The organism is Vulcaniibacterium tengchongense (assembly GCF_003814555.1).
GTDB lineage: Bacteria > Pseudomonadota > Gammaproteobacteria > Xanthomonadales > Xanthomonadaceae > Vulcaniibacterium > Vulcaniibacterium tengchongense.
The window spans coordinates 513,137-539,872 of record NZ_RKQN01000003.1 but is presented as its reverse complement, the minus strand read 5'-3'; the positions used below and the strand labels follow the sequence as shown (position 1 = coordinate 539,872).

Genomic DNA, 26,736 nt, shown 5'->3' with positions numbered 1-26,736 from the left:
CAGGCGGTCCGGATCGGGCTGGCAGCCCGCTCTTGCGATCGCAACCCTTTGTTCGGCAAGGGGATCTCCCGGCCGCCCGGCCGGCCGCAGCGCGACGGAGGCCCGCCCGGGCGGGCGACGGGGGGCGCAGCCCAGCGTCGCCGTCGGCGCCCAGGAACCCGGCCGCACCCGCCATGCCGCCGCGGCTACAGGGTCGCGGCGAGGCGGCTGCCTTGGGCGATCGCGCGCTTGGCGTCCAGTTCGGCGGCCACATCCGCGCCGCCGATCACGTGCACGGCCGGGCCGCGGCCGGCCAGGGCGTCGGCCAGCGGGCGGTACGGTTCCTGGCCGGCGCAGACCACCACGTGGTCCACCGGCAGCCGCTGCTCGGCGCCGTCGACGCGGATGCGCAGGCCGTCGTCGTCCACGCCCAGGTACTCGACCCCGCCCAGCATCCGCACGCCCTTGGCCTTGAGCGTGGCACGATGGATCCAGCCGGTGGTCTTGCCCAGCCGCGCGCCTGGCTTGCCGGGGCTGCGCTGCAGCAGCCAGATCTCGCGCGCCGGCGGCTCCGGGCGCGGCGGCAGCAGTCCGCCGCGGTTGCCGGCGTAGTCCAGGTCCACGCCCCACTCGGCGCGCCAGCGCGCCGGGTCCAGGCTCGGCGACGGGCCTTCGTGGACCAGGAATTCGGCGACGTCGAAGCCGATGCCGCCGGCACCGATAATCGCGACCCGACGCCCCGGCACCACGCGCCCGCGCAACACGTCGAGGTAGCCGACCACCTTCGGATGGTCGGCGCCGGGGAAGGCGACCCGTCGCGGCGCGATGCCGGTGGCCAGCACCACCGCATCGAAGCCGGCCAGCGCGTCCGCGTCGGCGCGCGTGCCCAGGCGCAGCTCGACGCCGGTCCGTTCGATCCGGCGGCGGAAGTAGCGCAGGGTCTCGTGGAACTCCTCCTTGCCGGGGATGCGCTTGGCCAGGTTGAACTGGCCGCCGATCTCGTCCGCCGCCTCGAACAGCACCACCCGGTGGCCGCGTTCGGCCGCGACGGTGGCGCAGGCCAGCCCCGCCGGGCCGGCGCCGACCACGGCGATGCGCCTGGGCGCGGCGGCCGGCGCGTAGACCAGTTCGGTCTCGGCGCAGGCGCGCGGGTTGACCAGGCAGCTGGCGGTCTTGTTCTCGAACACGTGGTCCAGGCAGGCCTGGTTGCAGGCGATGCAGGTGTTGATCTCGTCGGCGCGGCGCGCCCGTGCCTTGGCCACCCAGTGCGGATCGGCCAGCAGCGGGCGCGCCATCGACACCAGGTCGGCGGCGCCCGCGGCCAGCACCCGTTCGGCGACCTCGGGCATGTTGATGCGGTTGGTCGCCACCAGCGGCAGTGCCACGTGCGGCTTCAGCCGCGCGGTGATGCCGGCGAAGGCCGCGCGCGGCACCGGGGTGGCGATGGTCGGGATGCGCGCCTCGTGCCAGCCGATGCCGGTGTTGATGATCGTCGCGCCCGCGGCCTCGACCGCGCGCGCCTGTTGCACCACCTCGTCCCAGGCCAGGCCGTCCTCGACCAGGTCCAGCAGCGACAGCCGGTAAATGAGGATGAAGTCCGGCCCGCAGGCCTCGCGGATGCGGCGCACGATCTCCACCGCGAAGCGCATCCGCCGCGCCGGGTCGCCGCCCCAGGCGTCCTCGCGCCGGTTGGTGCGCGGGGCGGTGAACTGGTTGAGCAGGTAGCCCTCCGAACCCATCACCTCGACGCCGTCGTAGCCGGCCTCGCGCGCCAGCCGGGCGGTACGGACGAAGGCGCGGATCTGCCGCTCGACGCCGGCGGCGGACAGCGCCCGCGGGGTGAACGGGTTGATCGGCGCCTGGATCCGGCTCGGCGCCACCTGCAGCGGGTGGTAGCCGTAGCGGCCGGCGTGGAGGATCTGCAGGCAGATGCGCGCGCCGTGGGCATGCACCGCGCGCGTCACCTGGCGGTGGCGGCCGACCTGCCAGCGCCAGCGCAGGGTGCCGCCGAGCGGCTTGAGCCAGCCGGCCAGGTTCGGCGAGAAGCCGCCGGTGACCATCAGCCCGACGCCGCCGGCGGCGCGCTCGGCGAAGTAGGCGGCCAGCTTGGGGAAATCCGCCGCCTTGTCCTCCAGGCCGGTGTGCATCGAGCCCATCAGTACCCGGTTGGGCAGGGTGCAGAAGCCCAGGTCGAGCGGCGCGAACAGGTGCGGGTAGAGCGGAGGCGGGGCGGAAGCGGAATCGGCAGCCGTCATCGGAATACGCTGGCGTACGGAAGCGGGCACGATGCCGGGAAAGCGCGCGCGCATCAAGCGCGGAGGACGCCGCTGGCGGCCGCACGTCGAACCGGATCGCCTTGGCTGCGGGCGCGGCCGGTTCCGGCTTCGGTGCGGGGCGCGGCGGCCACGGTCCTGGCTGATCGCCGTGCACGCGGCCCCGGCCACGCGCTTGCTGACGTCGCTGCGCACGCCGTCGGCGCCTTGGCGACGGGACCGCGCGACCCGCGGGGCCGGCCGGGCGCGGACATCCGGCGGGGGAACACCGGGACTGGGCTTGCTCCGATCCGGTGGCGGCAAGGCCGGCGTCCGTTCCGCGCGACCGCTTCCGCCGTCCTGCGGCCCCGCGCGCGACCGCGAACCGGCCGGGCGGGACCGAAACGCCGCCCTGCCCGCAAACGGCCTGGGCAGACCGGCCCGCGCCCCACCGTTCCGGCGGCCGGGTCCGGCCGGCCTCGGAAGCCGCCAGCGCCGATTTCCCGCCTCGCGGAGCGGCGCCTCTCCGCCGCCTGCGTACGCGCGGCGGCGAAAGATCAAGAGTTGCCACCCGCCGGTCCCTCGCCCAACATGGCCGGCCCGAAGTTGCCGCCGCTGCATGGACGACGCGTCCCTTTCCCTGCAGGACTACCTGCGCGAGGGCATCCTCGCCGCCGACCTGCCCGACCTGCACCCGCTGCTGTCCGCGCGCGAGCTGCTGCGCGCCTTCTCGACCCTGTTCCACGGCGGCGAGGAAAGCGTGCTGGTGCGGCTGCTGGTGCTGCGCGCGATCGGCGAGCGCGGCCAGGCGCCGGACTGGAGCCCGCAGGAGTTGCGCGAGCACTTCGCCTACCTGGACGCGGTCAAGTTCGACACCGTGCTCGGCCGCCTGCGCGAGAACGGCCTGCTGCTGTGGGACGGCGCCAGCCAGCGCTACCGCATCAGCCCGGTCGGCCGCCAGGCGCTGGCGGCGATCGGCCTGCTGCTGCAGTTCAATCGCGAGGGCGACGAGCTGGCCTACGTCACCGCGCAGCTCGCCGCGGGCCAGGCCGCCGGCCGCGTCGGCGCCTCCGACCTGCAGCACCTGCTGTCGCGCCTGAACGAACTGCGCGAGGATTTCGACCAGGCCGTGCTCAGCGGTTCCGAGCATCGGATCCAGCGCGCCGCGACGACGCTGCAGTCGGTCTGGCGCTGGGTCGAGAAGGGCACCGCGATCGTGCAGGCGATCGCCGGCGACGCCGAGCTCGACGCCGCCACCCACCGCGTCGCCCAGCAGATCGGCCGCGCGCAGAGCGCGCTGCTGCGCCAGGCCTCGGTGTTCCAGCGCGCGCTGAACCAGCTCGACCGCCACCGCGTGCACCTGGGCGCCAGCGGCCTGTCCTCGTCCGACGTCAACCGCTACCTGCGCGATCTGGGCGCCGACGCGCTGGCCGCGCTCGCCGACGACGCCCTGGCGCGCACGCTGCAGCCGGCGTTCGCGCTGGCGCCGATCGCGCTGGACGTGGCCGAGTACGAACTGCTCGAGCGCGAGCGGGAGGCGCAGGAGGACCAGTCGCTGCCGCCGCCGCAGGCGGCGGGCGCGGCCGCGGCGGCGCCGATCGCCGAGCAGGACTATCGTCACGCCGAGCAGTGGCTGGCGCAGCTGGCCGCGCTCGAGACCGCCGCGCCGCTGGCCGACTGGGTGCCGCAGGACGGCTTTGCGGTCAGCGCCTACCGGCTGTCGCTGCTGGGCCTGATCGGCGATCCCGGCGCGGAGAACCGCAGCGGCGTCAGCGCCGCGATCGCGCACCTGCCGTTGCGGTGGCGCGTGGCGCCCGAGTTCGAGCCGGTGCAGCGCTGCGGCGTGGCCTACATGAGCCGCGGGTGGCTGGCGCCGAGTGACGGCGCCGCGTCCGAGGCCGACGCCGGTGTGGAGGCCGGGGACGCGCCCCACGCGGCGGCGGCCGCCGGCAGCGCGGCGGTCCCGGTGCCACCGCTCCCGCGAACGCGGGAACCCGGCGGACCGAAAACGTCTCCGTCGCGAGGAAAGCCGGCGAAGGCACCGGAGGCCCGCCTTCGCGGGGGCGACGGGCAAGAAAGGCGGAAGCGCCAGAAACGGACGCGGCCCGCGCCAGCGTCCGCAACCGAGGAACCCGCGGAAAACGCATGACCGATCCCATCGCCACCCTGATCGCGCGCCTGCTGGCCGAGCGCTGGCTGCCGCGCGAGGACGCCGCGGTGCGGCAAGTCCTGGTCGACGCCGAGTTGCGCGACGACCTCGACCGCCGGCTCGCCGCCGCCGGCCTGCGCCTGCTCGAGCATCCCTACGCCGCGCACGTCGCCGTGGGCGTGGCCCGCGCGCAGGAGCACGACGTGTTCGGCAGCGCGCGCGCCTGGGCCGCCAGCAACCTGCAGCTGGACCGCGACGCGCTGGCGCTGCTGGTGGTGCTGTGGGCGCTGCTGGTGCTGCCCAAGCGCCAGCGCCAGATCGCCCGCCAGGAGGCGGAACGCGCGCAGGACCAGGAGCAGATGTTCGCCGAGCTCAAGCCGGTGCCGGTCGGCGCCGAAGTGGTGGAGCCGGTCAACGAGCGCACCCTGCTGGCCGACTACGGCGACAAGCTCGGCGGCAAGTTCCGCATCAACCTCAACCTCGGCCTGCTGCAGCGCCACGGCTTCATCGTCCGCCGCAAGGAGCGCATCCACGAAGGGCCGCTGCTCGACCTGGCGTTCGACTACGAGCGCATCGCCAGCCGGGTGATGGACGGCGCGCTGTCGTTCGTGGTCGCGCAGGCGCGCGCGGCCAAGGCCGAGGCGGACGCGGACGCAGACCTCGCGGCGCTCGACGGCGGGCGCGACGAGGCCGGCGACGCCACGGACCCACACCCCAGCGAGGAGATGCCGGCCGATGTTTGAGTTCCGCAGCCTCGAGGTCGTGCACTGGGACTACTGGCAGCGCTTCCAGCTGCCGCTGGACGCCTCGGTCATCACCGTGGTCGGCCCGAACGGCTCCGGCAAGACCACCCTGCTCGACGCCCTGCGCACGCTGCTGGCGATCGAGGACCGCGACACCGCGCGCGACTACAAGACCTACCTGCGCCACAATGGCAAGGGCTACGCCTGGCTGCGCGCGGTGGTGAGCAACCGTCCCGACCGCCGCGGCGGGCGGCCGTTCTTCCCGATCAAGGACGAGGCGGTGACGCTCGCCTGCCGCATCCGCAAGCGCGGCGGCGACTGGTCGCGCGACTACCAGATCGTCGCCGGCGACGTGCCGGTGGAGGCGCTGGAGCAGGGCGGCGAATGGCTCGGCGTGCGCGACTACCGCGTGCGCCTGGCCGGCGCCGGCCTGACCCGCGCGATCTGCCGCGTGCTCACGCTGGAGCAGGGCGCCACCGACAAGCTCTGCCAGCTCTCGCCGCGCGAACTGCTGCAACTGGTGTTCGACGTGTTCGAGGACAAGGCGGTGCTGGACGACTACCAGCGCGCGCGCAGCGAGCAGTTCGACGTCGAGAAGGAAATCGGCCAGCTGCGCCTGGACCTGGACGCGCTGCACGTGCGCCTGGAGAGCGCGAAGATGGACGTGCGCTCGTACGAGGAAGGCATGGCCTTGCGCAACCAGCGCCAGCGCCTGCAGGCGGAGATCCTGCCCAAGGTGGAGCTGGCGGAGCAGCGCGCGGCGATCGAGGGCGCGCGCCCGCGCCTGACCGGCCTGCGCCGCGCCCAGCGCGAACGCGAGCGCCAGCTAACCGCGCTGCAGGCCGCCGACGTCGGCGCGGCGGCGCTGCGCGAGGCGCTGCGCCAGGAGCTGGACGCGGCGCGGGCGCGGGCGCGCGAGAGCGAGGAGGCCTTCACCCAGGCGCGCGACCTGGCCCGCGACGCCGAGCGCCTGGTCGAGCGCCGCGACGGCCTCGCGCGGTTGCAGGCCGAGCGCGGCGCCGCCGACCTGGACGCGCTTAGTCGCGCGGTCGAGCAGGGCCGCCGCCGCCAAGCCGAGCTGAAGCTGGAGGCCGAGCACGACCGCCGCCGCGGCGAGGAGATCGCCGCGCAACTGGCCGCGCTCAGCGGCGGCGGGCGCATCGTCGAGCCGTTCGAGCGCGACTTCCGCGCCGCGCTGGAGCGCGAGGGCATCGTCCACCGCGTGCTGACCGAACTGGTCGAGATCGCCGACCCGCAGTGGGCCGTCGCGGTCGAGGCGGTGCTGGCGCCGTACCGGCACCTGATCGTGCTGGAGAACCCGAAGCACGCGCGCACCGCCTGGCAACTGGGCGAGTCGATGCAGTACCGCCACTTCGTCGTCGCCGAGCGCGCGCCGGTGGAGCGGGCGACGCGCGGCTCGCTGCTGGAAGTCGTGCGCTTCTCCGCCGACCCGCCGGCCTGGTTGCCGCGCCAGCTCGACCGCATCCAGCGCGTCGCCGACATCGAGGCCGGCAGCCGCCTGCCCAAGGGCCAGGACTGGATCACCGCCAAGGGTTACCTGCGCGAGCATCGCGGCGGCCGCCACATCGGCGGCGCGCAGCAGCATTTCGGCGCCGGTGCGCGGCAGGCCCGCCTGGCCGAGCTGCGCGCCGAGCAGAGCCGGCTGGCCGAACGCGCCCGCGCGCGCGAGGCCGAACTGCAGCGGCTGCGGCAGCAGGTCGACGCCGACCAGTCGCGGCTGCTCGGCCTCGACGCCGCGCAGGAGCTGGTCACCCGCGCGGCCGAGTTCGCCGACGCCGCCGTGCGCCTGCCGGAGCTGGCCGAGGCCGCCGCCCAGGCCGCCGCCGCGCTGGCGCAGGCGCGCGCCGAGGTCGAGCGGATCGGCGAGCGCGACAAGGCCGAGGGCATCGCCGCCGCCGAACGCCAGGCCGAGATCCGCGCGCTGGAGCGCGAACTGGGCGAGCAGCGCCAGCAGATCGCCGCCGAGCGCGCCGCGCTGGCGCAGCGCATCCTCGACTACCGCAGGAAGCGCGCGCAGATGCCGCCGGCCTGGCGCGACGCCGCCACCCTGCACGCGATCCGCCGCGACTATCCCAGCGTGGTGGTGGTCAAGCACGAGCTGCAGGGCATCGACGACAAGCTCGCCCGCGGCGGCTTCGTCGAGGACGAGGCCTGCGTGCCGCTGCGCGACAAGATCGCCGCCGACCACGCCGAGCTGGAGGCCACGCTGCGCCGGCGCGAGGCGCACCTGGAACGGGCCAAGCGCATCACCGAGGAGGCGCGCGGCGCCTACCTCAACGTGCTGCGCGCGACCGTGCGCCGCTACAGGAAGAATCTGGCCGCGCTCGGCGAGCTGGCCGGCATCGGCGTCGACGCCGAACTGCCGGAGCTGGCCAACGACGACGTCGCCCTGGCCCAGGCCGGGCTGACCGTGCGCTTTGACTTCGACCGCAAGGGCTGGATCGGCCTGGACGACGGCGAGGCCTCCGGCGGCCAGCAGGTGATGAAGTCGCTGCTGCTGCTGGTGGCGCTGCTGCGCGACGAGGACCAGCCCGGCGGCTTCGTGTTCATCGACGAGCCGTTCGCGCACCTGGACGTGTTCAACATCGAGAAGGTCGGCCGCTTCCTGCGCGCCACCGACGCGCAGTACATCCTGACCACGCCGATCACCCACAACCTCAACGTGTTCGAGCCCTCCGACCTGGTGCTGGCGACCAGCAAGCGCCGCGGCGGCAGCGCCTGGGCCGAGCCGGTCGCGGTGCTCAAGCGCGACCGGCGCGGGGAGGCGGAGGCGGCGTGATCGCGGCGATGCGGCCGGCGCGGGCGTCCGGCGCACGCGGGTCGGTCGCCCGGCCACGCCGGCCGGCGCCGCTTGCGGGAGCGGGAACGAAGGCGTTGCGCCGCTAGGCGTCCGCCCAGCCCGCGAGCGTCAGCTTGCCGATGGTCGCGCCCGACTCCAGCCGCCGGTGCGCTTCGCGCAGGTTGGCGGCGTTGATCGGCGCCAGCGTCTCGCGCCGGGTGCCGCGCAGTTCGCCGGCGTCGACGAGTTCGGCGACCCGGTCGAGGATGCGGCCCTGCTCGGCCATGTCGGCGGTGCGGAAGCGCGCCCGCGCGAACATGAACTCCCAGTGGATGCCGATGCACTTGGCCTTATACGGATCGCCGATGCGCAGCGCGCCCTTCGGTTCGACGATCAGGCCGACGTGCCCCTGCGGCGCCAGCACTTCGCCCAGCGCGTCCCAGTAGGCGTCGGTGTCGTAGAGGTTGAGCGCGGCGTCGACCAGTGCGATGCCGATCCCGGCCAGTTGCGGCGGCAGCGGCCGGCGGTGGTCGATCACGTGCTGCGCGCCCAGCGCGCGGCACCACTCGGCCGTGTCCGCGCGCGAGGCGGTGGCGATCACGGTGAAGCCGGCGCGGCGCGCGAGCTGGATCGCGATCGAACCGACGCCGCCGGCGCCGGCGATCACCAGCAGGCTCTTGCCGGCGCCGCCGGCGTCGCTGTCGAACGGCATGCGCTGGAACAGCAGTTCCCACGCGGTCAGCGCGGTCAGCGGCAGCGCCGCGGCCTGCGCCGCGTCCAGCGACTTCGGTGCACGGCCGACGATGCGCTCGTCGACCAGCTGCAGCTGCGCGTTGCTGCCGGGGCGGGTGATGTCGCCGGCGTAGTAGACCTTGTCGCCGGGCTTGAAGCGGGTGACCGCCTCGCCGACGGCTTCGACCGTGCCGGCGGCGTCGTAGCCGAGCACTTTCGGCTGCGCTTCGACCTGCGGCTTCGGCGCGCGCACCTTGGTGTCGACCGGGTTCACCGACACCGCTTCCACCCGCACCAGCAGGTCGTGGCCGGTGGGTGCGGCGGGTTCGGGCAGTTCGAGGTCGACCAGCGATTCGGGGTCGTCGATCGGCAGATAGCGGGTGAGGGCGACGGCTTTCATGGGGTCTCCTGACATGGCGGTCCTTCTCCCGCGCGGAAGAAGAGGCGCGAAGGGCGGATGAGGGCAGCCAAGGCGGTTCGCCCCCACCCCGGCCCTCTCCCGCTGCGCGGGAGAGGGCGCGGCAGATCACACCGGGAACGGATTGCGCTCGGCGAAGCCGCGCTGGTGCCAGTACGGATACGCCGGGGTCGGCGCGCTGGCGGCGTCGAGCCTGGCCACCTGCTCCGGCGTGAGGTTCCAGCCGACCGCGCCGAGGTTCTGCCGCAGCTGCTCCTCGTTGCGCGCGCCGATCACCACGGTGGACACGGTGGGGCGCTGCAGCAGCCAGTTCAGCGCGATCTGCGGCACGGTCTTGCCGGTCTCGGCGGCGATCTCGTCGAGCGCGTCGACCACGCGGTACAGGTATTCCTCGTCCACCGGCGGGCCGTACTCGGCGCTGCCGGGCAGGCGGCTGACCTCGGGGCGCGGCTGGCCGCGGCGGATCTTGCCGGTCAGCCGGCCCCAGCCGAGCGGGCTCCACACCACCGCGCCGACGCCCTGGTCGAGGCCGAGCGGCATCAGCTCCCATTCGTAGTCGCGGCCGATCAGCGAGTAGTAGGCCTGGTGCGCCACGTAGCGGGTCCAGCCGTAGCGGTCGGCGACCGCCAGCGACTTCATCAGGTGCCAGCCGGAGAAGTTGGACACGCCGAGGTAGCGGATCTTGCCGGCGCGGACCAGGTCGTCGAGGGTGGACAGCGTCTCCTCCAGCGGCGTCTTCGCGTCGAAGCCGTGCAGCTGGAACAGGTCGATGTAGTCGGTGCCCAGGCGCTGCAGCTGCGCGTCGACGGTGCGCAGCAGGTGGAAGCGCGAGGAGCCGACCGCGTTCGGGTCGTTGTCGTCGAAGCGGAAGGTGGCCTTGGTCGAGATCAGCACCTGGTCGCGGCGGCCCTTGATCGCCGCGCCGAGGATGCGCTCGGCCTCGCCGCCGGAGTAGACGTCGGCGCTGTCGAACAGGGTGAGGCCGGCGTCGAGGCAGACGTCGACCAGGCGGGTGGCCCCGGCGACGTCGGTGTTGCCCCAGGACCCGAACAGCGGGCCCTTGCCGCCGAAGGTGCCGGTGCCGAAGCTCAGCGCCGGCACGCGCAGTCCGGAGCGGCCGAGAAAGCGGTATTCCATCGTTGACTCCTTGGTGGTTCTTTCTTTCCCCGGCTTGCGGGAGAGGGCAGGTGGGAAAGCGGTGGCGGCGGGCGCCTCAATCCTCGCCGAGCAACACCCGCGGGTCGATCGCCTGCGCCATCGCCCGGTAGCCGGCGTCGCCCGGATGCAGGTGGTCGCCGGAATCGTACGCGGGCAGGAAGCGCGCCGGGTGCGCCGGGTCGCGCACGATCGCGTCGAAGTCGAGCACCGCGTCGAATTCGCCGCCGTCGCGGATCCAGGCGTTGACCTGCCGGCGCACGCGTTCCTTGCCGGCGTCGAAATAGCCGCGCATCGGCGTGGCGTCGAGCGCGCCCTCGAAGGGCGTCAGCGTCGCACCGACGATGCGCACGCCGCGTGCACGCGCGCGGGCGATCAGTTGCCGGTAGCCGGCGATCAGGTCCTCGGCGGCGACGGGCGGCGCGTCCGGCTCCAGCGGGGTGCCGCGCCAGGCGATGTCGTTGATGCCCATCAGCACCACCACCGCGGCCACGCCCGGTTGCGCCAGCACGTCGCGCTCGAAGCGCGCCAGCGCGTTCTCGCCCATCTTGTCGCGCAGCACGCGCGCGCCGGAAATGCCGGCGTTGAGCACGGCGACGTTGCGCGCGGCCAGGCGTCCGGCGAGCGCGTCCGGCCAGCGCGCGTCGGCGTCGAGGGTGGCCATGTTGCCGTCGGTGATCGAGTCGCCGAACGCGACCACCGCGCGCGCCCCGGGCGCGGCCTCGACCTGGATCGCGCCCAGGAACACGCGCGCGGTCAGGGTCGAGTCGGCGCGCAGCCGCGGCGCCGCGGTCTGGTCGCCGGCGCCGACGTAGGCGGTCTGGCGCGCGTCCCAGTGGAAGGTCGAAGGCGGCGTCGGCTCGGGCAGGTACAGGCTGACCGCGACCCGGGCCAGCGCCGGCACCTCCAGTTCGACCGGATCGCTGAGCAGCGGCGCGCCCGGCGGCACGGTCGCGGCGGCGCGGCCGCCGAAGGTCAGCGCGCGGTCGCTGCCGGGGACGATCGCGCCGCCTTCGCCGGCGAGGGCGATGCGCGCGGCGCCGATCTTCAGCGGCTTGTCGCCGTACTGGTTCGACAGCAGCACGCGCACGCGCCGGCCGCCGAGGCTGACCCGCGCCACCTGGCGCACGGTCTGGTTCCAGAAGTGGTAGGGCAGCTGGGTCGGCAGGGCGAAGTCGCCGTCCCAGCGCGGCTGCGGGCTGGCGGTCCAGGTGGGGATCCAGGCCGGCTGCGGCGCGCGCGCCGCCGCAGGCAGCGGCAGCGCGAGCGCGGCGACCAGCAGCCAGGCCGGCAGCCGGGACCAGGCGGGGAATCGGATGCGCGCGTTCATGGCGTGGTTCGTCGCTCGGGTGGGCGGGCCAGGGGTTCCGGCCCGCGGGAGTCGCAGGACGCAGGCGGCCGGCCGCGTCGCCGAAGCCGTCGTCCGCGGCCGCCTCGGGCGGACGGGTCAGCCGCGCTCGGCGGCGCAGCCGGCGGGCAGCGCGACGGCGCGGGCGCTGCGGCGTTCCAGCCGCACGCTCCAGCCCGCCACCGCCAGGCCCGACAGCGTCACCAGCGCGGCGACCCAGGGCAGGGATTCCAGCCCGGGGCCGCGCTCGATCGCGACGCCGCCCAGCCAGGCGCCCGCGGCGTTGCCGAGGTTGAAGGCGGCGATGTTGAAGCTCGAGGCCAGGTTCTGGCCGGCGCCCGCGGCGTGGCGCAGCACCCGCAGCTGCAGCGGCGACACGGTGGCGAACGCGGCCACGCCGAGCAGGCCCACGAACAGCACCATCGCGATCCGGCTGTGCAGGACGAAGCTCATCGCGCCGAGCACCGCGGCCAGCGCCAGCAGCGTGCCGAGCAGCGCCGGCGTCGGCCGGCGGTCGGCGAGGCGGCCGCCGAGCAGGTTGCCGATCACCATGCCGCCGCCGAACATCAACAGGATCGGCGACACCGCGCTCTCGCCGAAGCCGGCCAGGCGGGTCAGCAACGGCTGCACGTAGGTGATCACCACGAACACGCCGGCGAAGCCGAGCATGGTCATCAGCAGGCCGAGCAGCACCTGCGGCCGGGCGATCGTCGCCAGCTCGTCGCGCAGCGCGACGCGCGCGTCCTCGCCGCGGCTGCGCGGCACCAGCAGCGCGATCACCAGCAGCGAGACCACGCCGACCAGGCTCATCGCCCAGAACGTCGAGCGCCAGCCGAAGTGCAGGCCGAGCCAGGCCCCGGCCGGCATGCCGAGCAGGGTGGCCAAGGTCAGGCCGGAGAACATCACCGAGATCGCGGAGGCCTTGCGGTCTTCCGGCACCAGGCCGGTGGCGACCACCGCGCCGACGCCGAAGAAGGTGCCATGGGTCAGCGAGGTGACCACGCGCGCCGCCATCAGCGTGGCGTAGTCCGGCGCCAGCGCGCAGGCGGCGTTGCCGACGGTGTAGATCGCCATCAGCGCCAGCAGCACCGCCTTGCGCGGCATGCGCCGGCTCAGCAGGGTCAGCACCGGCGCACCCGCGGTGACGCCCAGGGCATAGCCGGTCACCAGCAGGCCGGCGGCGGCGATCGACACCTGCAGGTCGGCGGCGACCTGCAGCAGCAGGCCCATGATCACGAACTCGGCGCAGCCGATGCCGAACGAACCGGCCGTCAGCGCGTAGAGGGCGACCGGCATGCGGCCGCGGGCGGGGAGGGGGGAAGCGGACACGGGACGGATTCCGGAGTCGGGAAGCGCGCAGGCTAGGCCGCGCCGAGTATCGAGAAAACCGGAAAAGTGACGAATCACTTTCAAGGTTCGATTGACAATCGGCCAGGGCCGCGCGAATTTCCGCTTTCTTCCCCAGGCCGGACCCGGACCATGGATCGCATCGGCGACATCGCCCTGTTCCTGCGCGTGCTCGACCTCGGCTCGATCAGCGCCGCCGCGCGCAGCCTCGATCTGTCGGTCGCGGTCGCCAGCCAGCGGCTGAAGCGGCTGGAGCGCGAGCTCGGCGTGCGCCTGCTGCACCGGACCACGCGCCGGCTGCACGCGACCCCCGAAGGCGCGGCGCTGGCCGAGCAGGGCCGGCCGCTGGTCGAGGACCTGGAGGCGCTGGCCAGCGGCTTGCGCCAGGCCGGCACCGAGGTCGCCGGCACCTTGCGGGTCACCGCTTCGGCCTCGTTCGGGCGGCAGTACATCTCGCCGCTGCTGCCGGAGTTCCTCGCCCGCCACCCGCGGGTCACGCTCAGCCTCGACCTCAACGACCAGCTGCTCGACCTGGTCAGCGCCGGCGTCGACCTGGCGGTGCGGATCGGCGCGCTGGACGACTCCAGCCTGGTCGCGCGCAAGCTCGCCGTAAACCGGCGGGTGATCTGCGCCGCGCCGGACTACCTGCGCCGCCGCGGCGTGCCGCGTACGCCGCAGGAGCTCGCCGAGCACGACTGCATCCTGCTGGTTGGCCGCCAGGGACGCCAGGACGTGTGGCGCCTGGGCGACGGCCGCGGCGGCGAGATCGCTGTGCGCGTGCGCGGCCGCTTCGAGAGCAATTACGGCGAGGCCCTGCGCGACGCGGCGGTGGCCGGCCTGGGCATCGCCCTGCACTCGACCTGGCACGCCTGCGACGACCTGCGCAGCGGCCGCCTGATGCAACTGCTGCCCGAGTACCCGATCGCCGACACCGGGATCTACGCGGTGATGCCGCAGCGCCGGCTGGTGCCGCCGCGCGTGCGCGCGTTCGTCGACTTCCTCGCCGAGCGGTTCGCATCGCCGCCGTGGGAGCAACACGCGGCCGAGGCACCGCCGCCCGCACCGCGCCGGCGCCGCGACGGCGATCCGGGCGCGCAGGCGCGTTGATGCGTCGCGAACGAGGCCCGGGCATGCGGGATTCGCGTTTCCGGCAACCGGCCCGCGGAGGAAGATGCCGCCATTCCCGGGAATCCGGGACGTCGGATCATCGAAGGCGGGCGGGATTCCGCTTTCGGCGGCGGCACGCCGGGCCGGGCATTCGGGCTTTCCCGGCCGGGCGCGCGGGAGGCGGCGCTCCCGCGCCCGAGCGACGCACGCGCGGCCTGCACGCCCGTGTGCGGACGCTACGCCCGGACGTCCCCGCCTTGCGGCCGTGCCGACCTTGCGTATCCGGCGCAGGATGCCCCCGCGATGACCGCTTCCGCCCGCCCTGCCGAACTGCGCCGCGCGACCCTCGAGGGCGTCGCCGTGGTGATCAAGCGCTGGCCCGACGCGCCGGCCGACTACTACGCCGCGGAAGCCGCCGGCCTGGCCGCGCTCGGCGCCGCCGGCGCCCTGCGCGTGCCGCGCGTGCTGAAGCTCGAACGCGAGCGCCTGGTGCTGGAAGACCTCGGCGAATCCGCGCCGGACGCGGGTTTCTGGCGCCGCGCCGGCACCGGGCTCGCGCGCCTGCATGCGGTGCGCGGCGAACGCTTCGGCTTCGCCCACGACGGCTACTGCGGCCCGAGCCCGCAGCCGAACACGCCGATGGACGACGGCTGGCGCTTCTTCGCCGAATGCCGGCTGCTGCCGCAGATGCGCCGCGCGCGCGATTGCGGCCGGCTCGGCGCCGCCGAGGGCCGCGCGATCGAGCGCCTGTGCGCGCGCCTGCCCGAACGCATCCCGCCGCAGCCGCCGGTGCTGCTGCACGGCGACCTGTGGCGGGGCAACCTGCACTGCTGCGGCGACGGCGCCCCGGCGCTGATCGACGCCGGCGCCGCGCACTTCGGCTGGGCCGAGGCGGAACTGGCGATGCTGACCCTGTTCGGCGCGCCGCCACCGGCGTTCTGGCGCGCCTACGCCGAACTCGCGGCGCCGGCGCCGGACTGGCGCGAGCGCGCCCCGCTGTACAACCTCTACCACCTGCTCAACCACCTGAACCTGTTCGGCGGCGGCTACCTCGGCGCCGTGCGCGCCGCGCTGGCCGGGAGCTGAGGGCGGGGAAGCGGAGGGGGCGGAAGTCGAGGGACGCGAGAGGGCGTCGCCTTTCGCTCGTTGCTCGTTCCTGGCTTCTCGTCGCCGCTCCAGGCTCAGTCGAAGGCGAACGCGTCCAGCGCCAGCGTCCCGAACTCGTGCGAACGGTGCAGCGTGCGCACGGCCGGGGCGTCGCCGGCCGCGCCGAGGGCCACGAACAGCGGCATCAGGTGCTCGGCCGTGGGATGCGCGCGGCGCGCGTGCGGCGCCCGGCGCCGCCAGTCGAGCAGCGCCGGCCAGTCGCCCGCCGCCAGCGCGGCGCGCATCCAGTCGGCGAATTCGCCGGCCCAGTCCGCCAGCGGACCGTCGCGGCGCGCCCAGTCGAGGTCGCCGAGGTTGTGCACGAAGCCGCCGGACCCGACCACCAGCACGCCCTCGTCGCGCAGCGGCGCCAGCGCCCGGCCGAGCGCCCGGTGCGCCGCCGCGTCGCCGTGCGGCATCACCGCCAGCGGCACCACCGGGACCGTCGCCTCCGGATACATCCGCCGCAGCGGCACCCACACGCCGTGGTCGAGGCCGCGATCCTCGTGCAGCCGCGCCGGCAGCCCGGCTTCGGCCAGCAGCGCGGCGATGCGCTCGGCCAGGTCGGGCGCGCCCGGCGCCGGGTACTCGATCCGGTACAGCGGCCCGGGAAAGCCGCCGAAGTCGTGCACGGTGCGCGGGCGCACCGCGGCGCCCAGCGCCGGCGCCTCCGCGGCGTAGTGCGCGGAGGCCACGACCACCGCCTTGGGCCACGGCAGGCCGGCGCCGAGCGCGTCGAGAAACCGCCCCGCCGGCGTGTCCTCGACCGCGAGCATCGGCGAACCGTGGGACAGGAACAGGGTCGGCAGGCGGGTGTAGGCGTCCATTCCGCCAAGGTGGTGCCGCGCGGGTCGCTTGCCAAGCGCAGGCGCGCCGCCGCGGCGCCCGGGCGCTCGCGGCCGGGCCGCGCCCGCCGGCTCTGGCAAAATAGCGGACTCTTTTCGTCCGCAGGTACGCGCCCCATGAGCCACTTCGACCTCCGCTCCGCCGTCCGCCCCAAGCCCGACCAGCCGATGGTGGACATCGCCGATTACGTCGCCGACTACCCGATCGAGTCGAAGGAGGCCTACGACACCGCGCGCTACATGCTGCTGGACTCGCTGGCCTGCGCGGCGATGGCGATGGACCACAAGGAGTGCGTCAAGCACCTCGGCCCGCTGGTGCCCGGCGCGGAGATGAAGGGCGGCGCGCGCGTGCCGTTCACGAGCTACGAGCTCGACCCGGTGCAGGCCGCCTACAACATCGGCGTGCAGATCCGCTGGCTGGACTTCAACGACACCTGGCTGGCCGCCGAGTGGGGCCATCCGTCCGACAACCTCGGCGCGATCCTGGCGGTGGCCGACTACCTGGGCCGCAAGGCCGAGGCCGAGGGCGGCCGGGCCATGACCGTGCGCGACGTGCTCGGCCATGCGATCAAGGCGCACGAGATCCAGGGCTGCTACGCGCTGAAGAACTCGTTCAACCGGGTCGGCCTCGACCACGTGATCCTGGTCCGCCTGGCCTCCACCGCGGTGGCCACGCACATGCTCGGCGGCGGCAAGGACGAGATCGTCACCGCCGTCTCGCACAGCTGGATCGACAACGGCGTGCTGCGCACCTACCGGCACGCGCCCAACACCGGCCCGCGCAAGAGCTGGGCCGCGGGCGACGCCTGCCGCCGCGCGGTCACCCACGCGCTGAACGCGATCAAGGGCGTGGTCGGCTACCCGAGCGCGCTGAGCGTGCCGACCTGGGGCTTCTACGACGTCGCCTTCAAGGGCAAGCCGTTCGAGTTCGAGCGCCCGTTCGGCAGCTACGTGATGGAGAACGTGCTGTTCAAGATCAGTTTCCCGGCCGAGTTCCACGCCCAGACCGCGGTCGAGTGCGCGATGAAGCTGCACGCCCAGGTCAAGGACCGCCTCGACGACGTCGAGAGGATCGTGATCGAGACCCAGGAAGCCGGCGTGCGCATCATCGACAAGACCGGCCCGCTGGCGAACTACGCCGACCGCGACCACTGCATCCAGTACATGGTCGCGGTGCCGCTGATCTTCGGCCGCCTCACCGCCGACGACTACACCGACGCCGTCGCCGCCGACCCGCGCATCGACGCCCTGCGCGAACGCATGACGGTGGTCGAGAACCCGCAGTTCACCAAGGACTATTTCGATCCGGAAAAGCGCTACATCGGCAACTCGGTGCAGGTCTTCTTCAAGGACGGCAGCGCCACCGAGAAGGTGTCGATCGATTATCCGATCGGCCACCGCAAGCGGCGCGCCGAGGGCATCCCGGTGCTGATGGCCAAATTCGAGAGCGCGATCCGGGCCAAGCTCCCGGCCGGGCGCGCCGACGAGCTGCTCGCCCTGGCGGCGCAGCCGGAACGCCTGGAGGCGCTGCCGGTGACCCGTTTCCTCGAACTGTTCCGCGCCTGAGGAATCCGGCCCCGATAATTGTTAGACAGGCGTTAACGCACCTTTCACATTCGCAAAATTAACCTGCGCGTGATGGCGTGTCTCGGCCGTCCCGCAGTTCAGGAAGTCGCAGGCGCGGTTTCCGATTTTTTCGACTCAAGGAGCACGATGGACATGAATAAGAAACTCCTCTGCGCCGCCCTGTTGGGTGGTCTGGCCGTGGCCCAGGCGGCCAGCGCGCAGGAATTCGACGATCGCTGGTACCTGACCGGTTCGGCCGGCTTCAACATCCAGGACAACGACCGCGGCACGCGCAACGCGCCGTTCGGCGCGATCGGCCTGGGCAAGTTCCTGAACGAGAACTGGTCGCTGGACGGCGAGCTGAACTACCAGAACCCGAACAACGACGCGAACCAGGACCTGAACTGGAGCCAGTACGGGATCTCGCTGGACCTGCGCCGTCACTTCACCGCGGAAGGCCGCAACTGGGCGCCGTACATTCTGATGGGCCTAGGCTACCAGCGTTCGGAGGAGGAGTTCGACGCGTTCCCGAGCCCGAACTCGCCGGGCGAGCGTGAGGACGGCAACCTGGCGGCGAAGGTGGGCGTGGGCATCCAGAGCGCGCTGGCGGGCAAGCGTGCGGCGATCCGCACGGAGCTGGCGTACCGCGCGGACTTCGACGACACGAGCGTGTCGGCGCCGAGCGAAGACTGGTTCGGCGACGTGCTGGCGTCGGTGGGCGTGGTGATTCCGCTGGGGGCTCCGGCGGTGGCGGCGCCGCCGCCGGCGCCGGCGGCGCCGAGCTGCGCGGACCTGGACGACGACGGCGACGGCGTGAACAACTGCGACGACAAGTGCCCGGGTTCGCAGGCGGGCCAGACGATCGGTCCGGACGGCTGCCCGGTGCCGGTGTCGATCGACCTGAAGGGCGTGAACTTCGACTTCGACAAGTCGACGCTGCGTGCGGACGCGGTGGCGATCCTGTCGGAGGCGGTGCAGATCCTGCAGCGCTATCCGGAGCTGCGCGTGGAAGTGGCCGGTCACACCGACCTGTGCGGTACCGACGCGTACAACCAGAAGCTGTCGGAGCGTCGCGCGAAGGCGGTGTACGACTACCTGACCAGCAACGGCATCGATGCGAGCCGCCTGGTGGGTCCGATCGGTTACGGCGAGAGCCGTCCGCTGGAGCCGACGGCGCAGACGCTGCCGGGCTGCAAGTCGGAGCGCAACCGCCGCACCGAGCTGAACGTGCAGAACTGAGCCGTTCGCGCCCGAAGGTAGTGGAGGCGGAGCCCGGCCCTGTGCCGGGCTTCGCTTTTTTTGCGCGCGGAAAGGCGTGCCGTGGCCGCCCCACGCCGCGTCCGCGAGCGCATTCGCCCACGCGCGGCGCGCGTCATCGGCCTGCGCGTGTTGTCCGGCGTGCGGCCCGCGCCTACACTGGCGCGATTCGCGGAGGCCGCTCCGCGTCGTGAACGCTTTTCGGAGGACAGGCTGATGCGCGCGCTGCTCGGGGTTTCGTTGCTGGTGATCGCGGGGGCGGCGCAGGCGCAGGCCGCGCAGTGCGGCGCGCTGGCGGCGCCGAAGGCGCTGCCGGTGCGGCCGACCGTGATCGCGCCGATCGCGCCGGAGCTGGTCGCGCCCTCGCACCAGCTGGGTGCGCCGACCGGCGTGCTGTCGCAGGCCTTCGACGAGGCGCTTGCGGTCGACCAGGTGCTGTTCCGCCTGCGCCTGGAGGGTTGCCAGGTCGCCAAGGCGTTGCCGCCGGCGTCCCCGGCCGCGCCGCTGCAGAACGACGCGGCCTCGTACAAGCCCAAGACTCAGTTCGACAACACGCCCTGGCGCTTCGACATGCACCAGAACGGCAAGCGCATGACCGCCGAGGAGTTCGACGCCTGGATGAAGGCGCGCGGCGTGCGCGTGGCCAAGGGGGCGGCGCCGGCGGCGGCGCCGGCACCGGAGCCGGCCAAGGACGAGGCGAAGAAGAAGTGAGCGATGGGGCGCCGCGGGCGCCCCGTTCGTTTGCACCGCATTCGAGGGGACCGATGCCGCCGCGCCGTCGCAAACCCGCGGTCGCGCCGGCGCCGCGGACCGGGCTGGCCCGGGTGCTGTCGAAGCAGGGCGTGTGCTCGCGCAGCGAGGCGGCGCGCTGGATCGCGGCCGGCCGGGTCGAGGTCGACGGCCGCGTCGCGCGCGAACCGGAAACGCCGATCGTCGCCGGCCAGCGCATCCGCGTCGACGGCCGCGAGCTGGCGCCGCCGCAGCGCCTCTATCTGATGCTCAACAAGCCGCGCGGGCTGGTCACCACCGCGCGCGACGAGCGCGGCCGCGACACCGTGTATCGCTGCTTCGATGGCGCGGGGTTGCCGTGGCTGGCGCCGGTCGGGCGCCTGGACAAGGCCAGCGAGGGCCTGCTGCTGTTCTGCAACGATCCGGCCTGGGCGGCGCGCATCGCCGATCCCGGGAGCGGCCCGGACAAGACCTATCACGTGCAGGTCGATGCGCTGCCGGACGCGGCCCTGCTCGCCGCGCTGGTCGCCGGAGTGGACGACGGCGGCGAGCGGCTGCGCGCCAAGTCGGCGCGGGTGCTGCGCAGCGGCAGCCGCAACGCATGGCTCGAGATCGTGCTCGACGAAGGCCGCAACCGGCAGATCCGCCGCCTGCTCGCGGCGTTCGGCGTCGGCGTGCTGCGGCTGGTGCGGGTGGCGATCGGCCCGCTCGCGCTCGGCGACCTGGCCAAGGGCGCATGGCGGCCGCTCACCCGCGAGGAGCGCATCGCCCTGGGCGCGCCCGATTGAGCAAACGCCGCGGTTCGTCCGCGGGATGGCGCCCGCACGCCCAAGCGGCGCTTCCGCGGCACCGGCGCGGCGCCCCGCGACGCGCGACCGGCGCCGGCCCGCGGGCATGCGGCCGCTGCGGCCGCGCGATGCGGCGGTTCCCGGCGCGGCGATGGGGCGAAGCGCCAGGAGTGTGCGGGCGCGCACTTTTCCGCCCGATGCGCCGCGCCAGACTGTGCCGACTTTTTTCGCACGCCTTGGGGGAGCTCGACATGCGACAGACGACGATGTGGCTGGCGGTGGGGATCGCGCTGATCGGTTTGCAGGGCGGGGCGCTCGCGGCCGGCAAGCGCCACAAGCCGGCCGCGAAGGCCGAGCCGGTGGCCGCCGCGGCCGAAGAGCCGGCCGACCCGGCGACCTACAAGCCCAAGACCCAATACGACAACACGCCGTACCGCTTCAACATGAACCAGAACGGCAAGCGCATGACCGCCGAGGAGTTCGACGCCTGGATGAAGGCGCGCGGCATCCGCGTGGCCAAGGGCAAGCCCGCGGGCGCGGCGCCGGCGCAGGTGGCGCAGAGCGAAGCCGCCGGGAAATGATCTGGGCGTCCGCCGCCGCCTCGGCGGCGGGCATGCCCGGTCCCGGCATCTGCCGGGACTTTTTTATGCGCGTTATGCGCGCGTTCCGGGCGGCCTACGCATCCAGGCGCAGCAGGCGCCAGAAGATGTACGCCGCCCCGATCGCGACCAGCAGTCCGAGCAGGCACAGCACCGCCGTGCCCCAGGCGTCCGCGGCGATCGCCAGGATCAGCTGGAAGCCGGCGAAGGCGCCGGCGGCGCCGACGCCGGCCAGCAACAGGAGGGCGGCGAGATTCTTCATCGGCGGCGCGGTCAGGCCTTCAGCACGCCCAGTTCGCGGCCGATCCGGGTGAAGGCGTCGATCGCGCGGTCGAGGTGCTCGCGGGTGTGCGCGGCCGACATCTGCGTGCGGATGCGCGCCTGGCCCTTGGGCACCACCGGGAAGAAGAAGCCGATCGCGTAGATGCCTTCCTCGAGCAGGCGCTGCGCGAACTTCTGCGCCAGCGGCGCGTCGTACAGCATCACCGGGCAGATCGGGTGCGTGCCCGGCTTGATGTCGAAGCCGGCCGCGGCCATCCGTTCGCGGAAATAGCGGGTGTTCTCCGCCAGCCGCTCGCGCAGCTCGCCGGCGGCGCCGAGCATCTCGAAGGCCTTGATGCCGGCGGCCACCACGTGCGGCGGCAGCGAGTTGGAGAACAGGTACGGACGCGAACGCTGGCGCAGCAGCTCGATCACTTCCTTCTTCGCGGTGGTGAAGCCGCCCAGCGCGCCGCCCATGGCCTTGCCCAGGGTGCCGGTGAAAATGTCGATCCTGTCCATCACGCCCTTGACCTCGGCCGAACCGCGTCCGCTCTTGCCGAGGAAGCCGGTGGCGTGGCACTCGTCGATGTGCACCAGCGCGCCGTACTTGCGCGCCAGCGCGGTGATCTCGTCGAGCGGGGCGATGAACCCGTCCATCGAGAACACGCCGTCGGTGGTGATCAGGATGGTGCGCGCGCCGTCGGCCTTGGCCTGCTGCAGCTGCTTCTCCAGGTCGGCCATGTCGCAGTTGGCGTAGCGGTAGCGCTTGGCCTTGCACAGGCGCACGCCGTCGATGATCGAGGCGTGGTTGAGCGCGTCGCTGACGATCGCGTCCTTCTCGTCCAGCAGCGGCTCGAACAGGCCGCCGTTGGCGTCGAAGCAGGCGGCGTAGAGGATGGTGTCCTCGGTGCCGAAGAACTCGGCGATGGTCCGCTCCAGCCGCTTGTGCAGGTCCTGGGTGCCGCAGATGAAGCGCACCGAGGCCATGCCGAAGCCGTGCGTGTCCAGCGCCTGCTTGGCGGCGGCGATCACGTCCGGGTGGTCGGCCAGGCCGAGGTAGTTGTTGGCGCAGAAGTTCAGCACCTTGCGGCCGTCCTCGAGCTCGATCTCGGCCGACTGCGGGCTGGTGATGATGCGCTCGGACTTGAACAGGCCGGCGTCGCGGATTTCCTCGAGGACGTCGGCGTAGCGTTGGGTGAGGGACATGGCGTCTTGCTCGTCATCCCGCCAGGGCGGGGTCCAGTGTCGGGGCGGATGGGAGTCGCCGGGTTCCCGCCTTCGCGGAAGCGCGACCTAGTTCCAGGAAAGGACGACCTTCCCGGCCTTGCCCGATTCCATCAGCTCGAAGCCCTGCTGGAATTCGTCGATCGGCAGCTGGTGGGTCAGCACCTTGCCGAGCGGGAAGCCGCTCAGCACCAGCTGCGTCATCTTGTACCAGGTCTCGTACATCTTGCGGCCGTAGATGCCGTGGATGGTCAGGCCCTTGAAGATGATCTTGTCCCAGTCTGCGCCGGCGCCCTTGGGCATGATGCCGAGCATCGCGATCTTGCCCCCGTGGTACATGCACTCGAGCATGTCGTTGAACGCGCGCGGGTTGCCGCTCATCTCCAGGCCGACGTCGAAGCCTTCCATGTGCAGGTCGGCCATCACGTCCTTGAGCGAGGCGTTGGCGACGTTGACCACGCGGGTGGCGCCCATGTCGGCGGCGAGCTTGAGGCGGTAGTCGTTGACGTCGGTGACCACCACGTTGCGCGCGCCGATGTGCTTGCAGATGCCGGCGGCGATGATGCCGATCGGGCCGGCGCCGGTGATCAGCACGTCCTCGCCGACCACGTCGAACTCCAGCGCGCAGTGCGCGGCGTTGCCGTAGGGATCGAAGAACGCGGCCAGCTCCGACGGGATCTGGTCCGGGATCGGCCACAGGTTGGACGCCGGCATCACGATGTATTCGGCGAACGCGCCGTTGCGGTTCACGCCGATGCCGACCGTGTTCGGGCACAGGTGCTGGCGGCCGGCGCGGCAGTTGCGGCAGTGGCCGCAGACGATGTGGCCCTCGGCCGAGACGCGCTGGCCCAGCTTGTAGCCGGTGACGCCGGCGCCGATCTCGACGATGCGGCCGACGAACTCGTGGCCGATCACCAGGCCCGGCTTGATCGTCCGCTGGCTCCACTCGTCCCACAGGTAGATGTGCAGGTCGGTGCCGCAGATCGCGGTCTTCTCCAGCTTGATCAGCACCTCGTTGGGGCCGGGCGAGGGGATCGGCACCTGTTCCAGCCAGATGCCCTTGCCGGCTTCGCGCTTGACCAGCGCCTTCATCGTTTGGGTCATGGAGTGCGTCCGCGGACGGCGGGAAAGAGGGCGGAATTATACGCCGGCCCTTCGCCGTCCCCGGCCCCGCGGTTTGCCCGATGCGGGCGGCATCGCCTATCGTCGCCGCCTTTCCGCACCCGGATCGACCATGCGCCGCCGTCCGTTCGCCCTGTCCCTGTCGCTCGCGCTCTCGTCGCTGCTCGGCGCCGCCCACGCCGACGAGGGCATGTGGATGCCCTCGCAACTGCCGGAGATCGCCGGCGCGCTGGAGGCGGCGGGCTACCGCGGCGACCCGCGCGGCCTGGCCGAGCTGGCCGAGCCGCCGATGAACGCGGTGGTGAAGGTGGGCGGCGCCAGCGGCGCGTTCGTGTCGAAGGAAGGCCTGGTGCTGACCAACCACCACGTCGCCTTCGGCGTGATCCAGTACAACTCGCGCCCGGACCGCGACCTGATCCGCGACGGCTACGTCGCCGCCGACCGCGCCGCCGAGCTGCCGGCCAACCCCGACTACCGCATCCTGGTCACCACCGGCTTCGAGCGCATCACCGACCGCATCCTCGCCGGCGCCCGCGGCAAGCGGGGCCGGGCCTACTACGACGCGGTGGACGCCGCGTCCAAGGCCGCCGTGGCCGAGTGCGAGCGCGAGCCGGGCTACCGCTGCAGCGTCGCCAACATGTACTACGGCACCGACTTCTACCTGGTGCGGCAGCTGGAACTGCGCGACGTGCGCCTGGTGTACGCGCCGCCGAACGCGATCGGCAACTACGGCGGCGAGGTCGACAACTTCGTCTGGCCGCGCCATGCCGGCGACTTCACCCTGCTGCGCGCCTACGTCGGCAAGGACGGCCGTCCGGCGGACTACTCGCCCGACAACGTGCCCTACGTGCCGCCGGCGCACCTGCAGGTGTCCACCCGCCACGTCAAGGACGGCGACTTCGCGATGCTCGCGGGCTACCCGGGGGTGACGTTCCGCCACCGCATGGCCTCGGAGTTCGCCCAGCAGGTCGAGTGGCAGTTGCCGGCGAGAGTGGCGCTCTACCAGCGCATGATCGAGGTGATCGAGGCCGCCGCCGGCGACGAGGCCGCGCGCGTGGCCTACGCCTCGCAGCTGCGCAGCCTGAAGAACAGCCTCAAGCGCGCCCAGGGCGAGCTCGACGGCCTGCGCCGCAGCGACGCGGTGCGGGTGCGGCGCGAGGACGAGGCGGCGATGTTCGCCTGGCTCGGGCGGCAGGCCGGCGCCGCCGCCGCGCGCGCCGACATCGCCGCGGCGCAGGCGGTGCTGGACCGCGCCGCCGCCACCCGCGAACGCGACCAGCTGCTCGCCGCGATCCAGTCGCAGACGCAACTGCTGCGGGCGGCGCTGACGGTGCAGCGCCTGGCGCACGAGCGCGGCAAGCCCGACACGCAGCGCGAGAGCGGCTACCAGCAGCGCGACGAGGCGCTGATCGCCGGCCAGCTGAAGCAGGTGCAGCGCCGCTACGCGCCGGCGGTGGAGAAGGCGCTGCTGGCCGAGCTGCTGGCCCGCCACCAGGCGCTGCCGGCGGCGCAGCGCGTGCCCGAGTTCGACGCCGTGTTCGGCGCCACGCCGGCGGAGCTGAAGCGGCGCCTCGACGCGCTGTATGCCGGCACCCGCCTCGGCGACGAGGACGCGCGCCTGGCGGCGATGCGGGCCGACGCGGCGGCGCTGCGGGAATCCGGCGACGCGCTGCTGCGCGCCGCGGCGGCCCTGCTGCCGGCGCTGCTGCGGCTGGACGACCAGGCCAAGGCGCGCGAGGGCGAGCTGCTGCGCCTGCGCCCGGCCTATATGCGCGCGTTGATCGCCTATCGCAGGTCGCAGGGCCGCGCGGTCTACCCGGACGCGAATTCGACCCTGCGCGTCAGCTACGGCCGGATCAGCCCGATGTCGCCGCGCGACGGCATCGACTACCGCCCGCTGACCACCGTGGCCGGCATCGTCGAGAAGCACACCGGACAGGACCCGTTCGACGCCCCGCGGCCGCTGCTCGACGCCATCGCCCGGGGCGACTTCGGCAGCACCGCCGAGCCGAGCCTGAAAACGCAGACCGTCGACTTCCTCACCAACCTCGACACCACCGGCGGCAACTCCGGCTCGCCGGTGCTGGACGCCGACGGTCGCCTGATCGGGCTGAACTTCGACAGCAACTGGGAGGCGGTCAGCGCCAGCTGGATGTTCGATCCGCGCTACAAGCGCGCGATCCACGTCGACCTGCGCTACCTGCGCTGGCTGCTGGCCAAGGTCTATCCGGCGCCGCATCTGCTGCAGGAGATGAACCTGCCGGCGGAGTGAACCCTGCGGCGAAGCCCTCGCCGGGGCGGCGTGCCGCGCGCACGCCGCGGCTCGGGTGCGCGCCGGCGCGTCGCCTTCCGCAGGGACCCCGCGTCCGGGCGCGGGATTCGACGAATCACTCGTCGGCGGTATTTCCGCCGCCGTCCGCCGCCGCGGCGGCGGGCGGCCGCCTTCGCTCGCCGGCGCTTCCGGCACGTACACCATGCGGCCGTCGGCCAGGCGGTAGGTGACGCCGGCGCGCACGCCGCCGCCCTCGCCGATCTCGCCGGTGGATTCGTAGCGGGTCAGCTCCTGGCCGTCCTTGACCAGGATGCGCATGTCGGCCTCGCCCGGGTTCTCGACCACGACCACCTTCCGCTGCGAGAACGGGTTCAGCGGATTGCGCACGATCACGATCATCAGGATGCCGATCATCACCAGGAACAGGTCGATCAGGTTGACCACCGACCGGATCGGGTCGTCGGCGTCGTCTTGGTCGAGGAAGCGCATCAGGCGGCCTCCCGGACGGGCGCGCGCGCGGCGCCGCGTTCGCGCGCCCGCTCGATCTCGCGCAACTCCCGCAGCAGCCAGCGGCGGCGCACGGTCAGCACCAGGAAGGTGAGGCCCGCCGCGACCCGCGCCAGGATCACCGCGGAGAACGCGACGACCAGGTTCTCGCCGACGGCCCGCGCGTCGCTGCGGGTCAACGCCAGCAGCGCCGGGCCCATCGGGATCATGGTCGCCACCAGGCCCAGCATCGGCGTGGTACGCGGGACGATGCGCAGCCATTCCAGCCGTTTCATGATCCACAGTTCCACGTCGTCGCTGGCGCCGCCGCCGCGCGCGTGCCAGGCGGCGAGCGCGGAGCGGTGGCGGCCGCGGCGGCGCTGCCAGGCCTCGACCACGAACGCGCCGCGG

At 73.2% G+C, this 26,736-nt stretch carries 20 protein-coding genes and 2 pseudogenes; 11 read left to right on the top strand and 11 right to left on the bottom strand.

All coding sequences use genetic code 11. The features are described 5' to 3' along the window. Window positions 1-185: 185 nt before the first annotated feature. Window positions 186-2,234: an NADPH-dependent 2,4-dienoyl-CoA reductase gene (locus EDC50_RS12930; protein ID WP_123770886.1), complete on the bottom strand. Its 2,049-nt coding sequence runs from the start codon at window positions 2,232-2,234 to the stop codon at window positions 186-188. A 616-nt stretch (window positions 2,235-2,850) separates the two neighbouring features. On the opposite strand from EDC50_RS12930, the gene EDC50_RS12925 reads away from it, so the two are divergent. From EDC50_RS12925 to EDC50_RS12915, 3 genes are read left to right on the top strand one after another with little or no spacing between them, the layout of a single operon-like run. Next, entirely contained in the window at window positions 2,851-4,380 is a 1,530-nt protein-coding gene (locus tag EDC50_RS12925) for a hypothetical protein (protein ID WP_123770885.1), read from the top strand. After that, on the top strand, window positions 4,377-5,123 hold the full coding sequence (locus EDC50_RS12920; RefSeq protein ID WP_123770884.1) for a hypothetical protein: 747 nt from the start codon (window positions 4,377-4,379) through the stop codon (window positions 5,121-5,123). The genes EDC50_RS12925 and EDC50_RS12920 overlap by 4 nt, the downstream gene beginning before the upstream one ends. Beyond that, complete coding sequence (locus tag EDC50_RS12915) at window positions 5,116-7,923, top strand: AAA family ATPase (RefSeq protein ID WP_123770883.1); 2,808 nt, start codon at window positions 5,116-5,118, stop codon at window positions 7,921-7,923. Before EDC50_RS12920 ends, EDC50_RS12915 begins: the two co-directional genes overlap by 8 nt. A 103-nt stretch (window positions 7,924-8,026) precedes the next feature. Here the strand turns inward: EDC50_RS12915 and EDC50_RS12910 are convergent, their stop codons facing one another. The 4 genes from EDC50_RS12910 to EDC50_RS12895 form a co-directional block, all read right to left on the bottom strand. Next, the gene (locus EDC50_RS12910) at window positions 8,027-9,055 is read right to left on the bottom strand and encodes a zinc-binding alcohol dehydrogenase family protein (RefSeq protein WP_123770882.1); all 1,029 of its coding nucleotides are present in this window, start codon (window positions 9,053-9,055) and stop codon (window positions 8,027-8,029) included. Between the two features lie 126 nt (window positions 9,056-9,181). Then, window positions 9,182-10,210, bottom strand: coding sequence for an aldo/keto reductase (locus tag EDC50_RS12905; protein ID WP_123770881.1), 1,029 nt, complete (start codon window positions 10,208-10,210; stop codon window positions 9,182-9,184). 76 nt (window positions 10,211-10,286) lie between these two features. Further along, on the bottom strand, window positions 10,287-11,558 hold the full coding sequence (locus EDC50_RS12900) for an SGNH/GDSL hydrolase family protein (RefSeq protein WP_123770880.1): 1,272 nt from the start codon (window positions 11,556-11,558) through the stop codon (window positions 10,287-10,289). A gap of 117 nt (window positions 11,559-11,675) precedes the next feature. Further along, window positions 11,676-12,872: an MFS transporter gene (locus EDC50_RS12895; RefSeq protein WP_123770948.1), complete on the bottom strand. Its 1,197-nt coding sequence runs from the start codon at window positions 12,870-12,872 to the stop codon at window positions 11,676-11,678. 183 nt (window positions 12,873-13,055) lie between these two features. Here EDC50_RS12895 and EDC50_RS12890 point away from each other — a divergent pair, with 183 nt between their 5' ends. Next, on the top strand, window positions 13,056-14,030 hold the full coding sequence (locus EDC50_RS12890) for a LysR family transcriptional regulator (RefSeq protein ID WP_123770879.1): 975 nt from the start codon (window positions 13,056-13,058) through the stop codon (window positions 14,028-14,030). Between the two features lie 303 nt (window positions 14,031-14,333). Then, window positions 14,334-15,116, top strand: coding sequence for a fructosamine kinase family protein (locus EDC50_RS12885; RefSeq protein ID WP_123770878.1), 783 nt, complete (start codon window positions 14,334-14,336; stop codon window positions 15,114-15,116). 95 nt (window positions 15,117-15,211) lie between these two features. Here EDC50_RS12885 and EDC50_RS12880 read toward each other — a convergent pair whose 3' ends face one another. Continuing rightward, window positions 15,212-16,003, bottom strand: a complete 792-nt coding sequence (locus EDC50_RS12880; RefSeq protein WP_123770877.1) for a DODA-type extradiol aromatic ring-opening family dioxygenase — start codon at window positions 16,001-16,003, stop codon at window positions 15,212-15,214. A 135-nt stretch (window positions 16,004-16,138) separates the two neighbouring features. Here EDC50_RS12880 and EDC50_RS12875 point away from each other — a divergent pair, with 135 nt between their 5' ends. From EDC50_RS12875 to EDC50_RS12855, 5 genes and pseudogenes are all read left to right on the top strand, one after another. After that, window positions 16,139-17,587 carry a bifunctional 2-methylcitrate dehydratase/aconitate hydratase gene (locus tag EDC50_RS12875; RefSeq protein WP_123770876.1) on the top strand — a complete coding sequence of 483 codons (1,449 nt, stop codon included), beginning with the start codon at window positions 16,139-16,141 and terminating at the stop codon, window positions 17,585-17,587. A 153-nt stretch (window positions 17,588-17,740) separates the two neighbouring features. Beyond that, window positions 17,741-18,826: an OmpA family protein gene (locus EDC50_RS12870; protein WP_123770875.1), complete on the top strand. Its 1,086-nt coding sequence runs from the start codon at window positions 17,741-17,743 to the stop codon at window positions 18,824-18,826. A gap of 234 nt (window positions 18,827-19,060) precedes the next feature. Beyond that, window positions 19,061-19,555: a hypothetical protein gene (locus EDC50_RS12865; RefSeq protein ID WP_123770874.1), complete on the top strand. Its 495-nt coding sequence runs from the start codon at window positions 19,061-19,063 to the stop codon at window positions 19,553-19,555. A 53-nt stretch (window positions 19,556-19,608) separates the two neighbouring features. Continuing rightward, window positions 19,609-20,361 carry a pseudouridine synthase gene (locus EDC50_RS12860; protein WP_123770873.1) on the top strand — a complete coding sequence of 251 codons (753 nt, stop codon included), beginning with the start codon at window positions 19,609-19,611 and terminating at the stop codon, window positions 20,359-20,361. Window positions 20,362-20,705: 344 nt separating this feature from the next. Then, window positions 20,706-20,942 (top strand): annotated as a pseudogene (locus EDC50_RS12855) (hypothetical protein); the annotation flags it as partial. A gap of 94 nt (window positions 20,943-21,036) precedes the next feature. On the opposite strand, the gene EDC50_RS12850 reads toward EDC50_RS12855, so the two are convergent. The 3 genes from EDC50_RS12850 to tdh form a co-directional block, all read right to left on the bottom strand. Next, a complete protein-coding gene (locus EDC50_RS12850; RefSeq protein WP_123770872.1) occupies window positions 21,037-21,222 on the bottom strand; it encodes a hypothetical protein in 186 nt (61 codons plus the stop codon). 11 nt (window positions 21,223-21,233) lie between these two features. Then, complete coding sequence (kbl, locus tag EDC50_RS12845; protein WP_123770871.1) at window positions 21,234-22,427, bottom strand: glycine C-acetyltransferase; 1,194 nt, start codon at window positions 22,425-22,427, stop codon at window positions 21,234-21,236. Between the two features lie 87 nt (window positions 22,428-22,514). After that, window positions 22,515-23,549, bottom strand: coding sequence for an L-threonine 3-dehydrogenase (gene tdh, locus EDC50_RS12840; RefSeq protein ID WP_199742059.1), 1,035 nt, complete (start codon window positions 23,547-23,549; stop codon window positions 22,515-22,517). Window positions 23,550-23,679: 130 nt separating this feature from the next. Between tdh and EDC50_RS12835 the strand changes: the two genes are divergently transcribed. Continuing rightward, window positions 23,680-25,839, top strand: a complete 2,160-nt coding sequence (locus EDC50_RS12835; RefSeq protein WP_123770870.1) for a S46 family peptidase — start codon at window positions 23,680-23,682, stop codon at window positions 25,837-25,839. A 198-nt stretch (window positions 25,840-26,037) separates the two neighbouring features. On the opposite strand, the pseudogene EDC50_RS16800 reads toward EDC50_RS12835, so the two are convergent. Together EDC50_RS16800 and EDC50_RS12825 are read right to left on the bottom strand one after the other, a co-directional pair. Further along, window positions 26,038-26,328, bottom strand: a pseudogene (locus EDC50_RS16800) (DUF2149 domain-containing protein); the annotation flags it as partial. After that, complete coding sequence (locus tag EDC50_RS12825; protein WP_199742060.1) at window positions 26,328-26,723, bottom strand: MotA/TolQ/ExbB proton channel family protein; 396 nt, start codon at window positions 26,721-26,723, stop codon at window positions 26,328-26,330. The gene EDC50_RS12825 and the pseudogene EDC50_RS16800, both read right to left, overlap by 1 nt. Between the last annotated feature and the right edge of the window lie 13 nt (window positions 26,724-26,736).

Coding starts and splice junctions, on each gene's coding strand:
- EDC50_RS12930 (WP_123770886.1), bottom strand. CDS start 2,234: ATGACGGCTGCCGATTCCGCTTCCGCCCCGCCTCCGCTCTACCCGCAC.
- EDC50_RS12925 (WP_123770885.1), top strand. CDS start 2,851: ATGGACGACGCGTCCCTTTCCCTGCAGGACTACCTGCGCGAGGGCATC.
- EDC50_RS12920 (WP_123770884.1), top strand. CDS start 4,377: ATGACCGATCCCATCGCCACCCTGATCGCGCGCCTGCTGGCCGAGCGC.
- EDC50_RS12915 (WP_123770883.1), top strand. CDS start 5,116: ATGTTTGAGTTCCGCAGCCTCGAGGTCGTGCACTGGGACTACTGGCAG.
- EDC50_RS12910 (WP_123770882.1), bottom strand. CDS start 9,055: ATGAAAGCCGTCGCCCTCACCCGCTATCTGCCGATCGACGACCCCGAA.
- EDC50_RS12905 (WP_123770881.1), bottom strand. CDS start 10,210: ATGGAATACCGCTTTCTCGGCCGCTCCGGACTGCGCGTGCCGGCGCTG.
- EDC50_RS12900 (WP_123770880.1), bottom strand. CDS start 11,558: ATGAACGCGCGCATCCGATTCCCCGCCTGGTCCCGGCTGCCGGCCTGG.
- EDC50_RS12895 (WP_123770948.1), bottom strand. CDS start 12,872: ATGCCGGTCGCCCTCTACGCGCTGACGGCCGGTTCGTTCGGCATCGGC.
- EDC50_RS12890 (WP_123770879.1), top strand. CDS start 13,056: ATGGATCGCATCGGCGACATCGCCCTGTTCCTGCGCGTGCTCGACCTC.
- EDC50_RS12885 (WP_123770878.1), top strand. CDS start 14,334: ATGACCGCTTCCGCCCGCCCTGCCGAACTGCGCCGCGCGACCCTCGAG.
- EDC50_RS12880 (WP_123770877.1), bottom strand. CDS start 16,003: ATGGACGCCTACACCCGCCTGCCGACCCTGTTCCTGTCCCACGGTTCG.
- EDC50_RS12875 (WP_123770876.1), top strand. CDS start 16,139: ATGAGCCACTTCGACCTCCGCTCCGCCGTCCGCCCCAAGCCCGACCAG.
- EDC50_RS12870 (WP_123770875.1), top strand. CDS start 17,741: ATGAATAAGAAACTCCTCTGCGCCGCCCTGTTGGGTGGTCTGGCCGTG.
- EDC50_RS12865 (WP_123770874.1), top strand. CDS start 19,061: ATGCGCGCGCTGCTCGGGGTTTCGTTGCTGGTGATCGCGGGGGCGGCG.
- EDC50_RS12860 (WP_123770873.1), top strand. CDS start 19,609: ATGCCGCCGCGCCGTCGCAAACCCGCGGTCGCGCCGGCGCCGCGGACC.
- EDC50_RS12850 (WP_123770872.1), bottom strand. CDS start 21,222: ATGAAGAATCTCGCCGCCCTCCTGTTGCTGGCCGGCGTCGGCGCCGCC.
- kbl (WP_123770871.1), bottom strand. CDS start 22,427: ATGTCCCTCACCCAACGCTACGCCGACGTCCTCGAGGAAATCCGCGAC.
- tdh (WP_199742059.1), bottom strand. CDS start 23,549: ATGACCCAAACGATGAAGGCGCTGGTCAAGCGCGAAGCCGGCAAGGGC.
- EDC50_RS12835 (WP_123770870.1), top strand. CDS start 23,680: ATGCGCCGCCGTCCGTTCGCCCTGTCCCTGTCGCTCGCGCTCTCGTCG.